At 44.0% G+C, this 18,410-nt stretch carries 18 protein-coding genes; 12 read left to right on the forward strand and 6 right to left on the reverse strand.

Annotated elements, in window-relative coordinates; translation table 11 throughout:
- The first annotated feature begins 1 nt into the window (after position 1).
- From A3C46_04295 to A3C46_04350, 12 genes are all read left to right on the forward strand, one after another.
- Positions 2-712, forward strand: a complete 711-nt coding sequence (locus tag A3C46_04295) for a di-trans,poly-cis-decaprenylcistransferase (GenBank protein ID OGQ23021.1) — start codon at positions 2-4, stop codon at positions 710-712.
- A complete protein-coding gene (locus A3C46_04300) occupies positions 709-1,500 on the forward strand; it encodes a hypothetical protein (GenBank protein OGQ23022.1) in 792 nt (263 codons plus the stop codon). Before A3C46_04295 ends, A3C46_04300 begins: the two co-directional genes overlap by 4 nt.
- Positions 1,497-2,699, forward strand: coding sequence for a 1-deoxy-D-xylulose-5-phosphate reductoisomerase (locus A3C46_04305; protein ID OGQ23023.1), 1,203 nt, complete (start codon positions 1,497-1,499; stop codon positions 2,697-2,699). The genes A3C46_04300 and A3C46_04305 overlap by 4 nt, the downstream gene beginning before the upstream one ends.
- Positions 2,696-2,875 carry a hypothetical protein gene (locus A3C46_04310; protein ID OGQ23024.1) on the forward strand — a complete coding sequence of 60 codons (180 nt, stop codon included), beginning with the start codon at positions 2,696-2,698 and terminating at the stop codon, positions 2,873-2,875. The genes A3C46_04305 and A3C46_04310 overlap by 4 nt, the downstream gene beginning before the upstream one ends.
- On the forward strand, positions 2,872-4,170 hold the full coding sequence (locus A3C46_04315) for an RIP metalloprotease RseP (GenBank protein ID OGQ23025.1): 1,299 nt from the start codon (positions 2,872-2,874) through the stop codon (positions 4,168-4,170). The genes A3C46_04310 and A3C46_04315 overlap by 4 nt, the downstream gene beginning before the upstream one ends.
- 146 nt (positions 4,171-4,316) lie before the next feature.
- Positions 4,317-4,994, forward strand: coding sequence for a tRNA (adenosine(37)-N6)-threonylcarbamoyltransferase complex dimerization subunit type 1 TsaB (locus A3C46_04320; GenBank protein OGQ23026.1), 678 nt, complete (start codon positions 4,317-4,319; stop codon positions 4,992-4,994).
- A gap of 9 nt (positions 4,995-5,003) precedes the next feature.
- Positions 5,004-5,240, forward strand: a complete 237-nt coding sequence (locus tag A3C46_04325) for a hypothetical protein (protein ID OGQ23027.1) — start codon at positions 5,004-5,006, stop codon at positions 5,238-5,240.
- Positions 5,241-5,269: 29 nt separating this feature from the next.
- Positions 5,270-5,905 (forward strand): phosphatidylserine decarboxylase, encoded by a 636-nt coding sequence (locus tag A3C46_04330; protein ID OGQ23056.1) that lies wholly within the window; start codon positions 5,270-5,272, stop codon positions 5,903-5,905.
- The gene (locus A3C46_04335; GenBank protein ID OGQ23028.1) at positions 5,905-6,750 is read left to right on the forward strand and encodes a CDP-diacylglycerol--serine O-phosphatidyltransferase; all 846 of its coding nucleotides are present in this window, start codon (positions 5,905-5,907) and stop codon (positions 6,748-6,750) included. Before A3C46_04330 ends, A3C46_04335 begins: the two co-directional genes overlap by 1 nt.
- 150 nt (positions 6,751-6,900) lie before the next feature.
- Positions 6,901-7,185, forward strand: coding sequence for a hypothetical protein (locus tag A3C46_04340; protein OGQ23029.1), 285 nt, complete (start codon positions 6,901-6,903; stop codon positions 7,183-7,185).
- A gap of 117 nt (positions 7,186-7,302) precedes the next feature.
- On the forward strand, positions 7,303-9,867 hold the full coding sequence (locus A3C46_04345) for a hypothetical protein (protein OGQ23030.1): 2,565 nt from the start codon (positions 7,303-7,305) through the stop codon (positions 9,865-9,867).
- Positions 9,868-10,002: 135 nt separating this feature from the next.
- The gene (locus tag A3C46_04350; GenBank protein ID OGQ23031.1) at positions 10,003-10,755 is read left to right on the forward strand and encodes a tRNA pseudouridine(38-40) synthase TruA; all 753 of its coding nucleotides are present in this window, start codon (positions 10,003-10,005) and stop codon (positions 10,753-10,755) included.
- Positions 10,756-10,931: 176 nt separating this feature from the next.
- Here the strand turns inward: A3C46_04350 and A3C46_04355 are convergent, their stop codons facing one another.
- The 6 genes from A3C46_04355 to A3C46_04380 form a co-directional block, all read right to left on the reverse strand.
- Positions 10,932-12,929 (reverse strand): hypothetical protein, encoded by a 1,998-nt coding sequence (locus A3C46_04355; GenBank protein OGQ23032.1) that lies wholly within the window; start codon positions 12,927-12,929, stop codon positions 10,932-10,934.
- Positions 12,930-12,932: 3 nt separating this feature from the next.
- A complete protein-coding gene (locus tag A3C46_04360) occupies positions 12,933-15,557 on the reverse strand; it encodes a hypothetical protein (GenBank protein OGQ23033.1) in 2,625 nt (874 codons plus the stop codon).
- 29 nt (positions 15,558-15,586) lie between these two features.
- Positions 15,587-16,171, reverse strand: a complete 585-nt coding sequence (locus A3C46_04365; protein OGQ23034.1) for a hypothetical protein — start codon at positions 16,169-16,171, stop codon at positions 15,587-15,589.
- On the reverse strand, positions 16,168-16,560 hold the full coding sequence (locus A3C46_04370) for a hypothetical protein (protein OGQ23035.1): 393 nt from the start codon (positions 16,558-16,560) through the stop codon (positions 16,168-16,170). The genes A3C46_04365 and A3C46_04370 overlap by 4 nt, the downstream gene beginning before the upstream one ends.
- Before the next feature lie 86 nt (positions 16,561-16,646).
- Positions 16,647-17,225, reverse strand: coding sequence for a hypothetical protein (locus A3C46_04375; GenBank protein OGQ23036.1), 579 nt, complete (start codon positions 17,223-17,225; stop codon positions 16,647-16,649).
- A 7-nt stretch (positions 17,226-17,232) separates the two neighbouring features.
- A complete protein-coding gene (locus A3C46_04380) occupies positions 17,233-18,402 on the reverse strand; it encodes a methionine adenosyltransferase (protein ID OGQ23037.1) in 1,170 nt (389 codons plus the stop codon).
- Positions 18,403-18,410 lie beyond the last annotated feature (8 nt).

Genomic DNA, 18,410 nt, shown 5'->3' on the forward strand with positions numbered 1-18,410 from the left:
CGTGAATCCGCATCCCCAACATATCGCCATTATTATGGATGGCAATGGTCGATGGGCTGAATACCACGAACTCCCGCGCATTGAAGGTCATCGTCGTGGCGCTGAAGTGAGCGAAGATATTATCAATGCCTGCATTGATCGTCGCGTTCCTTATTTAACACTTTACGCATTTTCAGAAGAAAATTGGAACCGACCTTCTGACGAAGTCGAAGCCTTAATGGAACTTCTCGGTCTGTATCTGACAAGTAAGCGTCAAAAAATGATTCACGAAGGCATTCGTTTTCAAACCATTGGCGATGTGAATCGTCTCTCTCCTTTTGTTCGAGAAGAAGTAGAACGCACAAAAGAACTGACACAACAAGGCTCCAACTTGACACTCACCATGGCGCTTTCTTATGGCTCACGGCAAGAAATTGCTCGTGCATTTCAAGAGCTCATAAAAAGGGGAGTTAAAAATATTACTCCTGAGATTCTCTCGCAAGCGCTTGATACGCGTGATCTTCCCGATCCTGATCTCCTTATTCGAACAAGTGGGGAATATCGCATCAGCAATTTTTTGCTTTGGCAACTTGCGTATACAGAACTCTATTTTACGGAAACGTTATGGCCAGATTTTAATGCCTATGAGCTTGATAAAGCTCTGGATGCTTTTTCAAAACGAGAACGCCGTTTTGGAATGACCAGTGAACAACTTCGGGAGCTTGTGGGATGATCCGCATACTTTCCGCAATTGTCCTGGTAGCGATTTTACTTTCTGTGGTTTGGTTTTTACCACCTTCCGCGTTTTATGCGCTCATGACCATTGCGTGCACCTTGAGTCTTTTAGAATTGACTCATCTCTTTTTTGAAGATTTTGTTGAAAAAATCGCAACCCTGCTCACAACCCTTTTTATTTTTCTTCTTATGCTTTTTGCGCGCGATCTTGTTCTTTCTCTTTTGCCCCTCATTCTTTTCTTCTTAGCGTTGGTTTTTATGTGGCGTGCAAAAGACCTTCATGGAGTTGCAAACCGTCTCGGCATTGCATGCCTGTCACTTCTCGGTCTTGGAATTTCTTTTGCCTCTTGGGGGGATTTACGACAAGCGGGACCGGAGTGGGTTCTTTTCATTTTAGCTCCTGCATGTCTTACGGATACGATGGGGCTTGTCGTGGGGAAGGCAATTGGATCTCGTAAGTTTGCACCGCTGGTGAGCCCACAGAAAACATGGGAGGGTTTTTTTGGAGCTCTCGTCGGTTCGCTTTTGGGAACTTTTTCAGTTTGGTTTTTTTTCCTCCAGACCTCTCTCTCTTTTGAAGTCACGCTGGTCGTTGCCATTATTATTTGGATCGTTTCGCCCTTAGGCGATTTGATCGAATCCATGCTCAAACGGAGTATTGGTGTCAAAGATTCAGGACATTTGATTCCAGGACATGGTGGAATGCTTGATCGTGTTGATGCACTTCTTTTTGCAGCTCCCATTTCATATCTTTATCTCTCGCGTGTTGTTGGGGTGTTACCTTGAAATCTCTCGTTATTCTCGGAAGCACAGGCTCCATTGGAAGCAGCACGCTCGACGTTGTCCGTCGTCATCGTGATCGTTTTAAGATTGTGGGACTCACAGCGCGTCACCAAATTCATCTTCTTGCAGATCAGATTCAAGAGTTTGAACCTGAAGTGGTATGCGTCGGAACCCCGGCTCTTGCTGCTGAGTTGCAACAACTTCTTGCTCATCCTCCTTCGCTCCCCAAAAATCGCGGGGAGCTACGGCGGGATACCCGCAAAAAGGCGGGTAAAATCGAAATTCTCGTAGGAGAAGAGGGACTCGTCTCTCTTGCAACGCACGATCAAGCAACTCTCATTGTTTCAGCACTTGTGGGAGCCGTCGGTCTGACACCAACACTTGCGGCGATTCGAGCAAAAAAGAATATTGCGTTAGCAAATAAAGAGACATTAGTTGTTGCTGGTGAACTGATGATGAAAGAGGCGAAAAAAAATCATATTCGTCTTCTTCCCGTTGACAGTGAACATTCAGCTCTTTTCCAATGTCTTGAAGGACAAGAGAAAAAAAATCTCAGAAAAATAACGTTGACCGCTTCGGGTGGACCTTTTCGTCAAACTCCACTCTCGAAGCTTTCATCAGTTACCGTTGCCGATGCTTTACGTCATCCAAACTGGTCGATGGGAAAAAAAATTACGATTGACTCTGCAACAATGATGAATAAAGGATTAGAGGTTATTGAAGCTTTTTGGCTTTTTGAAAGACCTCTTGAACAAATTGAGGTTGTTATTCATCCTCAAAGTATCATTCATTCCTTTGTAGAATTTGAGGATTCGTCGGTGCTCGCTCAACTTGGACTCCCCGATATGCGAACGCCTATTGCTTATGCGCTTGCTTATCCCGAACGAATCACGTCTGGCGTTGCTTCACTTGATCTGACGAAAATGAACTCGCTCTCTTTTGAACCTGTCGACCATACCCGTTTTCCTTGTTTACGACTTGCCTCTGAAGCCGCAAAATGTGGAAAATCGATGCCGGCGGTGTTAAATGCCGCCAACGAAATTGCAGTTGATGCTTTTTTACATGAGCGCATTAGGTTTCTTGACATCGCGCGCATTGTAGAAGAGACCATGATGCAACATTCACCGCGATCTTGGAGAACGCTTGAGGAAATTCTTGAAATTGATAGAGAAGCAAGAATGGTAGCGCAAACATACATATGAATATCAAAGGAAACGTCGCGCAGAGGAAAACTCGCAGAAGGTATCGCGGAAGCAATTTTATCAATCGGGATATGATAAATAAAATTGCTGAGCGTAAGCGACCATTTTGGGTCGACCAAAAATGGGACGCGGCCTTCGAGAGATTTCCTCTGGAAGCGACGTTAGGATTATCATGACTATCTTATATTTCATCATTGCTCTCAGCCTTCTCGTTTTGGTTCACGAGTTTGGCCATTTTATTATGGCAAAACGTGCCGGCATTCGTGTGGACGAATTTTCCATCGGTTTTGGACCCCGTCTTTTTGGTTTTAAAAGAGGAGAGACAGACTATCGTCTTTGCCTGATTCCTCTTGGAGGATATGTCAAAGTTCTCGGCCAAGATCCCGACGATGAAGGAGCAGATGATCCGAGATCCTTTAGTCAAAAGGGGATCATTCCTCGTTTTAAAATTCTCATTGCTGGTCCTTTGATGAATGTTCTTTTAAGCCTTCTCTTGATGCCAGCGGTCTTTTTTATTGGCCGAGACATTCCACGTTATTTTACCGAAACTCCTGTTCTTCTGGGAGTCCAGCAAGAAGTTGTGAGCCAGCAGGCTCTCAAACAAGGAGATCAGATTCTCGCAGTGAATGGAAAAAAAGTGACAACCTGGGAAGAGGTTTTTCTCATCCTCGTGGCTCAAAAGAATGCGACGCTGACACTTCAACGAGGATCCGAAATTTTTGAACATCAGCTCGAACGTTCTTCTGAAGAAGATTTTTTTGGAATTGAACCTTCTCTTTTTTATGGTGGCCCGGTCATGGTGGAAGAAATTCTTCCTGATAGTCCCGCAAAAGAGGCAGGGCTTCAACAAAAAGATAAGATTCAAGCTCTCAATGAAAGCCCTCTTCAGGGTTCTGCAGATTTTACCAGCAAAGTCCATCGATCACAGGGTGGAGAGGTGAAACTGACGATTGAACGAAATGGCGAAATTCTCGAAAAAACGCTCGCTCCTCGCTTTAATCCTGAAGTGCAAAGATGGCTTATTGGAATTCAAGTCTCACAAACTGAAAATCCTCCCATGGTCCTTCAACGTTATGACGTGAAGACCTCTCTTCAAAAAGGATTTGCAGAAAACATTCGACTGCTGACGCTTGTGACAAGTATGCTCAAAAAACTCGTGACCCTTGAAGCATCTTACAAAAATCTAGGGGGACCGATCGCCATTGCTAAAACAAGCGCTATGGCTGCGAAATCGGGCTTGAGTGAATTTCTCTATTTTTTGGCGTTCTTAAGTTTGCAACTTGGGATTTTAAATCTGCTTCCTATTCCTGTTTTGGATGGGGGACATCTTGCTTTTCTGGGACTTGAAGCTGTGCGTGGAAAGCCTCTTCCAAAACGGACTCGATTTGTGTTGCAGCAAATCGGTTTTGCCTTTCTGCTTGCGCTTATGATTGCTGCCACCGTAAATGACCTCAAAAAGCTCTTTGGTTAGGGTCTGATTCATTTGTGGTAATAAGCGTTCACCCTGAGCTTGTCGAAGGGTGACTTCATGCTTTGACAGGCTCAGCATGAGCGGAAAAAACCCTTGCAAACAACATAAAGTTGTTATTTAAACCTTATATATTAATTACTTGATATATGAAGATTTTAGTCATTGATACATGCACACTTCAAAGCGCGGTTGGTCTTGTGGACAAGGGGAAAGTAATCGCAGAAAAATATGCTCAAGAAGGCATTTCTCATTCAGAACAACTCTTTGAGCATATTCCCCAACTTCTTCAAAAAGCAGGTTGGAATCCGTATGATCTTGAGATGATCGCTGTCACGCATGGACCTGGCTCCTTTACCGGACTTCGCATTGGCATTGCTGCTGCAAAAGGGATTGCCTTTGCGTTGAATCTTCCTCTTGTGGGTGTTTCATCGCTTGAAGCTCTTCACCTGAATAAAAGAGTTCCTCCAGCCATTACGGTGCCACTTTTGGATGCGAAAAGAGGAGAGATGTATGGTCGCCTTAAGGATGAGGAAATGGTTCTTTCTCCCGAAACGTGGAAACAAGAGATCGAAAAAATTTCTGGGAAAAAAATTTTACTGGGAAGTGGGGCGTTAGTCTATGCGGATTTCTTTCATGCTGAACTGAAAGACTGTACGATTCCTTCGGAAGATTGTCATACTCCTTTTGTCTCCTCCATTGCTCATCTTGCGGAAAGAGATCTTGCGCGCAACCCAATTCCCGATGAAGTGATGCCACATTACCTGCGAATATCAGATGCAGAAATCGGGTTGCAGAAAAAAAAGAAGTTGAGTATTCATCCATAAGGAGGAGATATGGAAAAAAAAGATCTCGAATTAATCGAAAAATATCGCAAAAAAGATGAAAACCTTGCAGATCTTTACCATGAGCATCTTGATATTGAAAAAAAGCTCGCCAAATTGGATCGAAAACCATTTCTCAATCCTCAAGAAAAGCTCGAAAGAAAAAATCTTCAAAAGCAAAAGCTCATTGGTCGAGATAAAATAGAAAAGATTCTGACAACGTATCGTTCAGGAGAGACATCTTTATGACACGAAGTATTGCGACAGCCTATCGACCGATGCCACAGCAATGGATTATTGCCGCAGAGGGATTCCCTTTTCTGGTCATCACTCTTTTACTGTCACTCCTTGCGGCGCTTTTTGGATCGCTCTTTTTGGCCTGTTTTTTTCTTCTTTTAACGTTGGGGATTGCTCTTTTTTTTCGAAATCCAGAACGAGTCATTTCTCAGGAAAAGGGCGTTATTGTTTCACCAGCTGATGGACGCATTCTTTCTATTACCGATGCAAAAGCCCCATTCACGGAAAATCCAAGCAAAAAAATAAGCATCTTTCTTTCCATTTTTAATGTGCATATCAATCGAGCGCCGATTGAAGGAATGGTGAAAAATATCTCGTATCATCAAGGAAAGTTTTTTGTCGCGAGCTTCGACAAGGCCTCAGAACACAACGAGCGCAATGTGATTCTTTTTCAAGATGATCATGGTCGCGAAATTGTCATGTCGCAAATTGCCGGTCTCGTGGCACGAAGAATTGTCTGTTATCTCAAGGAATCAATGCGTATTGGAAGGGGAGAGCGCATTGGACTTATACGATTTGGTTCTCGTGTTGATCTCTATCTCCCATCGCAGGTTGAACTTCGTATCCAAGAAGGAGATAATGTTCGTGGTGGATCAACAGTCTTGGGGAAATTTTAATGACTCGAAAACGTTTACTCACAAAACGAGAGGGTTTGCGACGAAGCATCGCTATGCTGCCAAGTCTCTGTACCACCGCGAATCTTTTTTTCGGATTTTTTTCCATGACCAAAACTCTTTCGGGAGAATATGTTCTTGCGGCCTATTTTATAATTCTTTCAGGTCTTTTTGATCTCATTGATGGAAGCGTTGCGCGTCTCACCAAAGCAGAAAGTGATTTCGGACTGGCGTATGATTCTCTCGTTGATCTGATCTCGTTTGGAGTCGCTCCGGGGCTTCTCATGTATATTTGGTCACTTCAAAGTTTAGGACGCATAGGAGCACTCGCAACATTTGTCTTTATCGCCTGTGGCGCACTGCGCCTCGCTCGCTACAATGTTCAGTTCGACAATATTGAGTCAAAATATTTTCAAGGACTTCCTATTCCTTCTGGCGCCGGCATTCTTATTACCTTTGTTATTTTTTGTGAGGAATTTTTAGGACGTCAGATGACAGAGAATTATCTGGTCGTTGCTCTGACGGTTACCGCAGGTCTTCTCATGGTCAGTTCTATTCCCTATCGAAGTTTGAAAACCTTAAATTTTCGAGGGGGGCGCAATGCATTTTTAATGCTCGTGGCATTTGTTCTCTTCATTTTTATTATTTCGTTAAATCCCGATCTGATGTTTTTTGTCTTGCTGATGGGATATGTCGCGTCAGGACTTCTGGAAGAGATGATCACGCTGCGGGAAAGCCGAAAGTTTGTCACTCGCATTCGAGAGCATCGCAACGCCAAAAAGGCGCAGCGACTTGAACTTGTAAGCCATCCTCCTGTTTCGAAAATCGATAAGAGCCATCATTCATAACGGTGCAAAAATTTCTCTCAAAACATTTTCAATGTCATGGGTCCTGTCACCTCCGTCGTTCCACCTCCCCGCTGACGCGGGGCGCCCCTGGGATCCGACGTCGGAGCCACCCAAATAATTTGTCAGTTTTGAGTAAAATTTTTGAAAATTATGAGTAACCACTATTGTGCAGCATGCCACAAAGAGATTTCTCCACTTTTTCCGATTGGAAGGGGGGATGAATGTCCTCATTGCCATGCAGATCTTCATGCCTGTCGCCAATGTCGCTTTTTTGATCTCACAGTTTCACAACAATGCCGAGAACCACAGGCAGAATTTGTCAGCAACAAAGAAAAGGCCAATTTCTGCGGTTATTTTGAATTTTGTGGAAAAAGTCTCAACGTCAATCCTGCCACTGACGCAAAGCGAAAGCTTGATGATCTCTTTCGAAAATGAGAAGAATATTGTCATTGCGAGGAGCATAAGCGACGAAGCAATCTCTTGCAGACGCTTTCAGGAGATCGCCACGCCCTTCGGGCTCGCGATGACAGCCTTTGTAAGCAGACACTAGCTATGATCAAGAAACGACTTACATTAATCTTTTTTCTCATCTGCCAATGGAATATTGCTGTCCATGCCTATCCCTCCACTGAAATCAATCTTTCCGGGGGACCGCCATTCGATTTCGGCGCCTCCAGTTCTCTCTCCGGTTTTCTTCTGATCGATGACGACACGCTCGTTCTCTCGTTTGGTGAAAAACTCAAAATAATCGATATGGATACTTTTAGCAGCGCTTCAAGCCAGCCTCCGGCGCTCTCTACCACCGATAAAACAAATGGCACCATCATGGGCATTGCATACGACGCAACGGGAAAAGATATCGTCGCGAGTCAAAATGATGGTGATGTTCTCATCTTTGATCTCGACAACATTACCGCAACGCCTGCCTCTCTCGAAGTCTCTTCCAACGATGAGCTTGGAAAAATCGCGGTCGATAGCACGACACGACAAGCGTATGTGGTCAATAATACCGACAAGACCATTCATGTGGTAAATCTCGGAACAAAAGCGGTTGAAAAATCGACGGTCTCACTTACCGGACTCGGAAGTTCATTCACCATTCAGGATGCACTTTTTCATACGGCCTCGTCTCAATTTTTCTTTTCCACAAGTGACGGCAAAATACTGGTGATTGAAAGTGGTAAAACCCAAACCACCACCATCACCGTGGGAACTAATCTTTCCCTTGATTCCATGGCTGTTACACCCGGCGGAGAACATCTTTATGTGATCGATAGTACTACTCCGGCACTTGTAAAAATCGCACTTTCGACAAAGACCGTGGTCACAAGTGGAACAACGCTTTCTCTGAGTACGAACCCGACGCCGACAGATATTGTTATGAGCAATGTCAAAAATCCGATCAATGGAACTTCGGAAACTCCGTATGCTTTTGTGGCAGGTTCAAAGGGGATCACGGTGATGAACACGGTGAATGACGAAATCTTTGATCTTGGAAACCCAGATGATACGAGCATCGCCAAGGAACCCATTCCGACTTCGAATACTCCCAAATTTCTCGCTGCGAGTTCTTCTACGGACGGTTATCTCTATATCGGTAACTCAACCGGAACCGTCGGTGTTTTAAGTGCGAATCCATGGATAACAATTTCATCTCTTTCAAATGTCAGTGGAAAAGGATCTCTTGGAATCGGAGATACGCTTAAGCTGCTTTTTCAATCCAATGAAACGGGAACTTATGAAGTACGAGTAGGCGGTGATGTGAGTGCGAATGGAACACTGTTCACGATCGTTGGCGGTGGAAGTTCAAGTGGAAGTATTACCACTGATACCACGACAACCATGAGCGCAGATTACGATACGAATAGTTCACTTTTTTCTGAAGGGAGCAATAAACTTTTTGTCTTTGTCACAGATAGCAGCAGTAATCGTGGGAGAAAAGCGACAACATTTTCTGTTGATACGCCCCCGCCAGCCGTGACGATTCAAAGTACAGGATTCGGCAATCAAAAAATTTATGTGACCTTTACACGCCTTACGCAATCGGACATTGCCCACTATCACATTTATCTTTCGACCGACGCATCTGACGTGCTCACCAAAACCACTGTCGATTCCAAGATTACACAGCCATCAAGCGGGGACAATGCTACTGCTGTCATTGAAGGACTCAGTAATGGCACATCGTATTTTATTGCCATGGAAGCCACAGATTCAGCAGGAAATGTCAGCGCCACACGGACATCATCGCTGACAGGGGGTGGAACAGCCACAGCAACTCCCCAGCTCACAGGTGGACCAATCGCTTTTCTCGGAGAAGCAGGATGCTCGCTCAATTCTTATTCAGATACTTCATATTCCTTCGTTCTTCTTTTTATGCCCGTTTTGTTTTTTCTATGCTGTAAGCTGCGTATACGTCATCCCTGCGAAAGCAGGGATCTCATGAAATTCCCGCTTACAACATGCGGGAATGACTTCCAATATTTTCTGATTCTATTTCTCACATTTTTCTCTATCCTCTTCATTCCCCAAATTTCTTATGCCAAAAAAAATGCTCCACTTTTGGGAACGCTTGAACTCAAAAGTGGTTTTTGGCTTCCCTCAGATAATGGTCTCGATACGTTTTATGATCCGTGCTGCAATCAGATCACGAAAATTCAAGGAGCACTCCTTTTTCAAAAACGTTATGGCATCGAAGGAGGCGTTGGATTTCATTATAAATCAGGAAATGCCCTTGGTGTCTCGACGGGAACGGCATCGCAAGATCGCTTTAAACTTTTTTTGATTCCGATAGAAACGAGTTTCATTTGGCGCATGGATTATGCTTCATGGCGATGGATTGTGCCCTATGTACGAGTAGGAAGTGACTATGTCTATTTTCGCGAAACAACCTCTGGCACTTCCATTCAAGGAATAAAATATGGAGCGCATGGTGGTAGTGGAATGAGTATTCTTTTGTCGGAACTCAGTGATGGAAATATGCGCGGTGATCTTGGCATTGAAGATTTATTTTTAACACTTGAAGGACAATATCAATGGATCAATAATTTTGGAAAGAAAGCTGGTCTCGATCTTTCCGGGTTTGTGTATTCGATTGGATTGTTATTTGAGTTTTAATATTTTCAAAGGGTGTCATCGCGAGCCCAAAGGGCGTGGCGATCTCCTGAAATCACTATCTACAGGAGATTGCTTCGTCGCTCTGCTCCTCGCAATGACATACGAGGACTTTACAAAAAGACCCTAAGGGTGAAAATGGTACGAACACTGAAACTGACAATTGAATACGACGGCACCAACTATGTCGGCTGGCAAATCCAAAAAAATGGAATTTCCATCCAGGAACTTATTCAAACTGCTCTTCAAAAAATAACGGCAGAAAAGGGGAACCTTCTCGGAGCAAGTCGTACCGATAGCGGAGTGCACGCCCTTGCCCAAGTCGCAACGTATCAAACTGAAAGCTCTATTTCAGGTGAAGGTTTGATGAAAGCGGCAAACAGTTTGCTTCCAAATGATATCTGCGTTAAAAAAATAGAAGAAGTCGCAGATCACTTTCACCCCATTAAAAGCGCAAAAAGCAAAACCTATACTTACGTGATTCTTCAGAGTCCGGTGCATGCACCACTTCTTCTTCATCGCGTGTGGCATATCCGAAAGCCACTTGATCTCAGAGCAATGCGAAAAGCTCTGACATATTTTGTAGGGAAACATGACTTTCGCAGCTTCATGGCGCAAGGATCATCGGTGAAAACAACGACTCGTCGTCTCACAAAAGCATCTCTTCGAGTGATCAAAACATATCCACATGCACCACTGCTGCAGTTGACATTTCAAGGAGAGGGATTTCTTCGTCATCAAATTCGAAACATGGTGGGAACACTTGTTGAAGTAGGTGAGGGGAAGCGAACACCAGATTCAATCAAAGTGATACTCAAAAAGAGAGATCGCAAAAGTGTTGGCCGCTGCGCTCCGGCATGTGGATTGTATCTGGTGAAAATAAAATATTAGAGAATGTCATCGCGAGCCCGAAGGGCGTGGCGATCTCATTTTTGTCATCCCCGAATGTTGTAATCGGGGATCCAGTCCTGGATTCCCGCTTTTGCGGGAATGACAATCGGGATTTCTTCGTCGTCCCCCAAGTTACGTGGGGGACTCCTCGCAATGACATAGGATAGCCACATTGCTTATCCTTCTTCCTCAAGCACATCTTCTTCTTCAGCATACGCTTCGGTGGTATCGTTGCCTTCCGGGCCACTGCGATTGAGACGTGAACCTTCTTGATAGTAAATCGAATCATCTCCAGCTCCACCGGAAATCTCAAATCCATTCTGAATAAGCTCGGTCGTCAGCAAGATAGGAGTGACATGATCTCCCTGCGTAAGAGCATTATTTTTATCGCGCGATTGCTGCCGAATTTGAATTTGATCCTTTTTCAGTCTTGTACCGACATCAATATGGACCACAATTGTTTTTGCTGGCTCACCAGGTTGCACGAGAACCAGATAATGTCCTGTGCCACCATCTTCTATGAGATAAGCAGCCTTATATCCTTCAGGAGCATTGATCACGAGGCTATCTTCGTTGACATCAAATCCTTCACCGGTTGAGTTATCAAAGTTTGCTCCCGGTCGAATCGTCATTTGACGATTTGTACTATCAGAATCCACAACAAACATAATTTTGCCTTCTTCTGGTTCATCTACAAAATCTTCTTCGAAATCTTGCAATTCACCTGACTGAATACCCTGACTCATCGGTCCACCGACACGATTGAAATCATTAATATCCAAACCTTGCTGTGTCAGGAGATGACGCACTCCAAAAATAATATCGTCTTCGCCATTTCCAAAGAGATTAAACACATGTCCCATCTGAAGAAGATCACCATCGAGACGACTGAAATCGAGAATGTCATTTTGATCGGTGCCATGCACATTCACGATCACCGGATCTTCCATCGTGAGAATACCTTCGATTTTCATGCGAAATGTTTTACTGCCATCTTCGCTCGCAAATGTAATGATAATGTCGTTTCCACGAGCTTCGGCAAAAGCCATACGATAGCCCTCGGCTTCAAGTTCTTTCATATCGATATCAATGCTTCCGCCACCGTTGCCGCCCGTGTTACGAAGTACAACCATTCCGTTCTCGATTGCCCCAGTCCAACCTTGAGTTCCCGCACGATTATAATACCGATCATGCTGAGGAATATCCGAAGCGGTTTGATCCGGTGTTTGTTCGACGTCTGAGATACTTCCAGCACGGGTTGAACTCAGATACTGATCTTTTCCATCTCCACCCATGATATGCGTTCCACTTCCGCCGCCAATAAACGTATCATTGCCACCGAGTGAAGAGAATTGACCCGCTGTCTCATATTTATCATCACCAAAGAGTTGATTGCGAGAGAGGGGACCACTGCGCAATGTATCGTCACCGAGCATACCGGCTGCGAGGTTACGACCTTGAGAGAGTTTGATATCGTCATTAAAATCACTCCCCCAAACATAAAAATCCATCACACGATCTGGAACTGTATCTGGACGAAGACGCAAGATATGGGAAAGGTCGATCGTCACACCTTGAACTGAGCTCCCATCCGGTTTCACTTTCATTGCATCGATCACAATTGGAACACCATTTTTCAGTCCATCTTCCATGACCCATGTCTCTTTTGTTCCATCACGATTGGTAATTTCGAAGATAAGATGATTTCCCCAGACTTTCCCTTCGAGTTTTACCTGATCTTCGCCAAGTTTGAGCGCCAGCCGTGTTTGTGCAGGAGTTCCATGAAGAATGGTGCTTATGGTTCCAGCATAGGATTCACCGATATACGCTTCATGTTGAGCATTTGGTTCTTGGATATAATTGCCGTTCCATCCTGTATGCAAATCAGGAGAAGGCCGATACATATCATTGAGATCACCTTCAAGATCACTTCCCGAAAGACCGTGAAGCCCAGCAGCTTCGTATGTTGCAATATGAGCGGTAAGAAAAGCGCGAAGTTTTCCAGCCTTTGCCATATCTTCTTCGTTGAGCCATTCACCGCTTTCGCTCTCTAAATTGGAGAGAAGACGAAGGCCATCTTGCATGCGTCGTAAAATTTCAGCATCCGCAGCACGATCTTCTGGTGTTGGCTCTGTCGCATTGGCTTTCACTCCATGTGAATTCACTCGTGTCATCGTTTATCCTCGTGATGCGTCGCGTTCTGCAACCGCATCGTCAAATTCGCCCAATGCCCCTTCGGCATCTTCTCCCCATTCACCAAAGAAACTATCCACCTCAGCCGTCAGCTGTGCGTATGCCCCATCCCCATTGCCAATTTCAAATTCTTCTTTCAGTTCATCAGGCAATGTCTCTTCAGGAATCTGTTTTCTCTGATCATTCAGTTCTTTTGACCAGTTTATGTACGTCTCTCCCACCGTATTTTCGTTCCACCAGGAATCGTTTTGTTGATTGTCATATCCTTCCGGAAGATCCAAATCGACTCCATTGGCAAATGAGGCAGATCCAGAAACAATATGATAATAATCGTCCTGTACTGTGTAATCGACTGTATTCATTTCAGTATGCGTAGTACCACCTTCTACTTTCGTTTTAATCGCTTCATTGTCATGGCTCGAAGCGGTTTCAACTGGATTGTAAATGTAATTTACTCCACCATCGATATGAACGTAATTCTTGGGGTTCTTCCACGCCGATCTCCCATCACCTTGTTTGGTGGAAATAATCGTTTGATCCTTAGGTGCAGCTCCTTCGCGCCAGAAGAAGCTGACACTTTCAACGACCAAATCTCCTTCACCTTTCATGACGACCACATCGTGACCATTGCCACCTCGAACACTGGTTTTATAAGCAGGATCTGCTTTATCGAGCTTGGCTCGATCTTTCGGAACAAAGTTTTCAAGATGAGACGGCACGGCTTTATCTTTTCCATCGACAATAATCGTATTATTCGATGTCTGAGATCCTTCAATAACTCCTGAAAGACCGTAAATAAAAGGTCCATTGGTGATATTCAGAAGTGGAGAGTGAGGATCATTCCGCGGAGTATTTTTTGAAGAGATATAGGCATCATGATAAAGGGTGTTGTGATCATCGTTATAGTGAATCGGATACCAACCCTGATCACGAGCATTCGCAAATGACGTATATTCACTAAAAAGTTTGTTACTGGTACGCGGTTGATTGGCTTGATCGTGCCAATAATAACCGATATCTCCGACTTTCTTTCCCGAATCGGGTCTATCGACAAACAACTGAATATTTTCTACCCACGCTTCTGCAGCACGACGATCTTCTTTTGTTTCTCCCGTAACCGCTGGACCCTTCCCACCAAGACCAGTTTCAGTCATGTATTTATCATGTTTCACAGTATGTCGGCTCGTGCTCTTGATCTGCGAAAAATTAAAATCTCCTGCACTCAAACGATCTTCTCCACTGATAGAAAGTCCGACGTTTGATGCTGCAATATAACGTCGACCATTCGCAAGTTTAGCCGCAGCAGGATCGTCTGTTTTACTGGTTTCCACTCCTTCAACAGTCATGCGAAACGCAACAATTTCATCACCATCAAATCCACCGATGAATTCAAAGACATGATCCCACAGTTGGGTTCCATCTTTGGCTTTTTGCGAAGGAATAGAAGTTCCATCCACTTTGGTAATCGGAATCTGAATGTAATCATCAAGTTTTGCTGGAGTTTCCTGTTTTCCGTTGGCATCGAATTTATCGTAAAGTTCGAAATTACTATCTTTATTCAGTTCACGCTTCACCCAAACATATTCTGGAATTCTGATGTTAATTTGCGTTCCAAATTTGCTGGAATAGGTCGGCTGATGACCGTTGAGTTGTGTGCGAATTAAGGTTGCGTTTTTGTAGTCTTCATCAATGCTGTCAGCAGGAGTAGAAGCAGCTTTTCTGATGATTCCATTGCCATCAAAAATTTTTGCTTCGTATCCAAGATGGGAAACAGGAGAAGGAACCCGATTCCCTAAATGGTTAAAGAAAACTTTTGTTCCATCGTCTTTCACCACAATTCGAAATGAATCCTTCGCAAACGCGCGACCAATCCAGCTATCACCATTAATATCACGCATTTCTAATTTCTCGCGTTTCACAATATCATCTGTTTCACCATTGAGTTTCTGAGCCTTTGCAAGTTCTCGCTGGGCAAAATCGAGTTCTCGCTCAAGTCGTTCAATGAGTCTTTGAACTACAGATGCTTCTGATCCGGTCACTTCTCCACGAGCGAGACTTTGTTGTTTTGAAGTGATCTCTTTTTTAATGCGCTCGATGTGTTTTTCATATTTTTCAATCAGCACATCGAGTCGAGCGCGCGTTTTTGGATTGTTGACTAAAATATCGTCTACACGCGGAGTTCCAAAATCTGCCTCTTCAAGTGAAGCATCAAGCTCACTCGTCATTCCAGGCATAAAGCTCTCAATCGGACTTGAAGGGGAAGTAAGAGGATTTGACTGATTTTCCGTATCAACTTTGGAATAATGATCAACGATCTGCGAGGAAGAATGAGCGGTTTCGCTTTTGACAGACGTCTGCGAAGTTGTCGTTCGGTTCACTTTAAATTTGTCGCCCAAAATATTCATTTTTACTCCATTCGCTTGCGCGAAGTGAATTCGCGACTCGCTAACGTCAAGGGGAGATCCAACTCTCCCCTTGACCATCCCCATCGGGCTTCCAGCGCGAAGGTTCAAACATAGTAATGCAATATCTTTGCCAGCTTGAATGACTGTAACTCGTTGAAATAAAACAGCTTTATTTGAAGAGACTGCAATTTTGAGGAGATACAAGAGGAGATTTTGAGGGGATCAGTCACCACTTACGTTATTTTTTCTTCTTCCTTTTTCGCCGCAATTTTTGCCTCTTTTGCGGCAACAGCTACTTTCATTTTCGCTTGGCGATGTTCGATTTTGGCCAAGGCATAAAGACGGCGAAGTTCAGAGACATGTCGTTCGACCACCTGTTTTTCGGTGACACTCATATCGGGTCGTTCAAGAGAAAGTTTCGCATTGGCAATCAGCATTTTGATTTCTTCCACTTTTCCCGCATATCTACTCTCAATCACGCCTATCTCTTTTTCAAGTCCAGGATCGTGTTCCAAAAGTTTTTCAAGCTTTGGAACAGTTGGGAGTTGAAGGGGAGAAGGATGAAAACGTCCATCACCAACTCCCGGCATCATGGCGGTAATCGTTTGCGAAGTTCTCGCTTTATCTTGACGACGCTGGATCACTCTACCATCAAAGAAAGTCCCATTGATCATTTGCTTATAGCTATTGCCATCGACGCGACCATAACGACTTTCACCAAGCGTCTTGTTTTGAGCTTTCTCTTTCTTTTCAGGTTCTTCAGAAGGAGAAAAAAATGATGCGAGTAATTTATGCAAAAAGGAGACTTTTGTACTCATGACAGCGTCTCCTCATCCAGGCTTGCCAAGATCTGGTCGAGTTCAGAAATCTTTTGATCAATACTGGCACGGATATTCTGTGCGCGATCAGGAGTAAGATAACCCCCTTTATGCATCAGCTCGAAAAGCTCTCGCTTCGTTTCAAGACGAGTTTTTAAGGCTAAGGGATCAATCTCTGCTTCTTTTTCTCCAGGGGAGGAGAGAGGAGCGAGCTTTTTCTCGCTCTGAAGAGTTCGGATAATACTCAAAAAATCTGCTTCTTGGATCGATTTACTTCTCATCGGTCGACTCCTTCTTCTTGATAAGACTGCAAAATCTTTGCCAAAAATGAGAGAGGACTTTTGAAGCAGGTCATTCTGAGCACAGCGAAGAATATCGTGAGAAATCAACGTAATCCTTCACTTTGTTCAGGATGACAGCACGAAAAATGAGTATGAGCAAAGATGTGAAAAGAAAATTCTGGGGAGAGCAAACCTCAAATATGTTTCAACAGGAGAGCCTTGAGATGGGCTACTTGATCAAGAAGACGGTCAGGGAAAACATCTTTTTTCTTCTTTTTCAGTTTGGTGAGATGAAGAGCAATGCGATCGACCTCGCGAAGAATCTCTTCCGCTTTATTTTCAGAAGAGACGGTTCTGACTTCAGGTAATTTTCTTCGACGTTTCAAATAGCGCGCAATTAAGTCTGGCAAAAGTTCAAGATTTTCCTTTGTTTTTACAAGATACTCGCTCACTCCTTTTTTGGTAAGCTCCGCGGCTTTTCTCTCATTGCCTGAGCCGGCCATGACAAGGACGGGAGCTTTATGGCTCTTTTCAAAAAGCTCATCCAAGAATTGCTCTATGGGAACATCCCCGATTTTTGCGGAAGCAAAAATGAGATCATAGGCATTCGTCTGAAGCATGGTCATGGCATCTGAAAGATTGTCGACCGCATGAATAACAACAGGCGCCGCATATTGATCAAGCAGTTCCGTAAGAAGTTCTGCATGATGATCATTCTCTTCGAGAAGCAGAACATAATGAGGGCGATTTTTGCGAGTCTTTTGAGAAGACATCGGTTCCTTAGAGATTCAACATTCTCTTTAGATCTTGAGCACGGTCTGTTTTTTCCCACGTAAATTCCGGCTCATTTCGTCCAAAATGTCCACCTGAAGCTGTTTTACGGTAGATAGGACGCTTGAGATCAAGTGTTTTAATAATATCAGATGGCTTCAGAGGAAAAATTTCCCGCACCGCCGTCAACAGTTTATCGTGATCAACTTTTGTCGTTCCAAACCCATTGATCATGACTGACACCGGTTCTGGATAACCGATTGCGTATGCCACTTGAACTTCGCATCGATCAACGGCACCAGACGCCACAATATTCTTGGCAACGTAACGTAACATATAAGAAGCGCTACGATCGACTTTGGAAGGATCTTTTCCAGAAAATGCTCCTCCACCATGACTTCCTTGCCCACCGTATGTATCCACAATAATCTTTCGTCCCGTTAAACCACAATCAGCATGTGGACCACCCAAAACAAAACGTCCTGTGGGATTAATAAAATATCTCGTTTTTTGATCGAGCAGTTCTTTGGGAAGTACCGGATGAGCAATTTTTTCGATAATCGTCTGCTTGAGTTCATCATAACTGACATCGGGATTATGTTGAGTAGAGATGACTACGGTGTCGATATGCACGGGTTTGTGATTTTCATAACGAATGGTCACTTGAGATTTTCCATCTGGTCTGAGGAAAGGAATTTCTCCACTTTTGCGCGCTTCAGCTAAACGACGTGTTATACGGTGTGCTAAAACAATCGGCATCGGCATCAACTCTTCGGTTTCATGACAAGCATATCCAAACATAAGACCTTGATCACCTGCGCCTTGTTCTTGAAAAAGACCTTCTCCAATATTGACACCTTGGCCAATATCAGGAGATTGTCTTCCAAGACTGACAATAACCCCGCATGTTTCCCAATCAAATCCCATGGCATGATCACAATACCCAATATCTTTAATCGTTTGACGAACAACGTCGGGATAAACCACATTGGCAGTCGTCGTAATTTCACCCGCCAGCATTGCAAGTCCTGTGGTCACCAGCGTTTCGCAGGCAACGCGCGCATGAGGATCACTCGTCAAAAGAGCATCAAGAATACTATCTGAAATCTGATCTGCGACTTTATCTGGATGGCCTTCTGTAACCGATTCTGACGTAAAGAGATAATGATGTGTGCTCATGAAAACTC

The organism is Deltaproteobacteria bacterium RIFCSPHIGHO2_02_FULL_44_16 (assembly GCA_001798185.1).
Classification (GTDB): domain Bacteria; phylum UBA10199; class UBA10199; order 2-02-FULL-44-16; family 2-02-FULL-44-16; genus 2-02-FULL-44-16.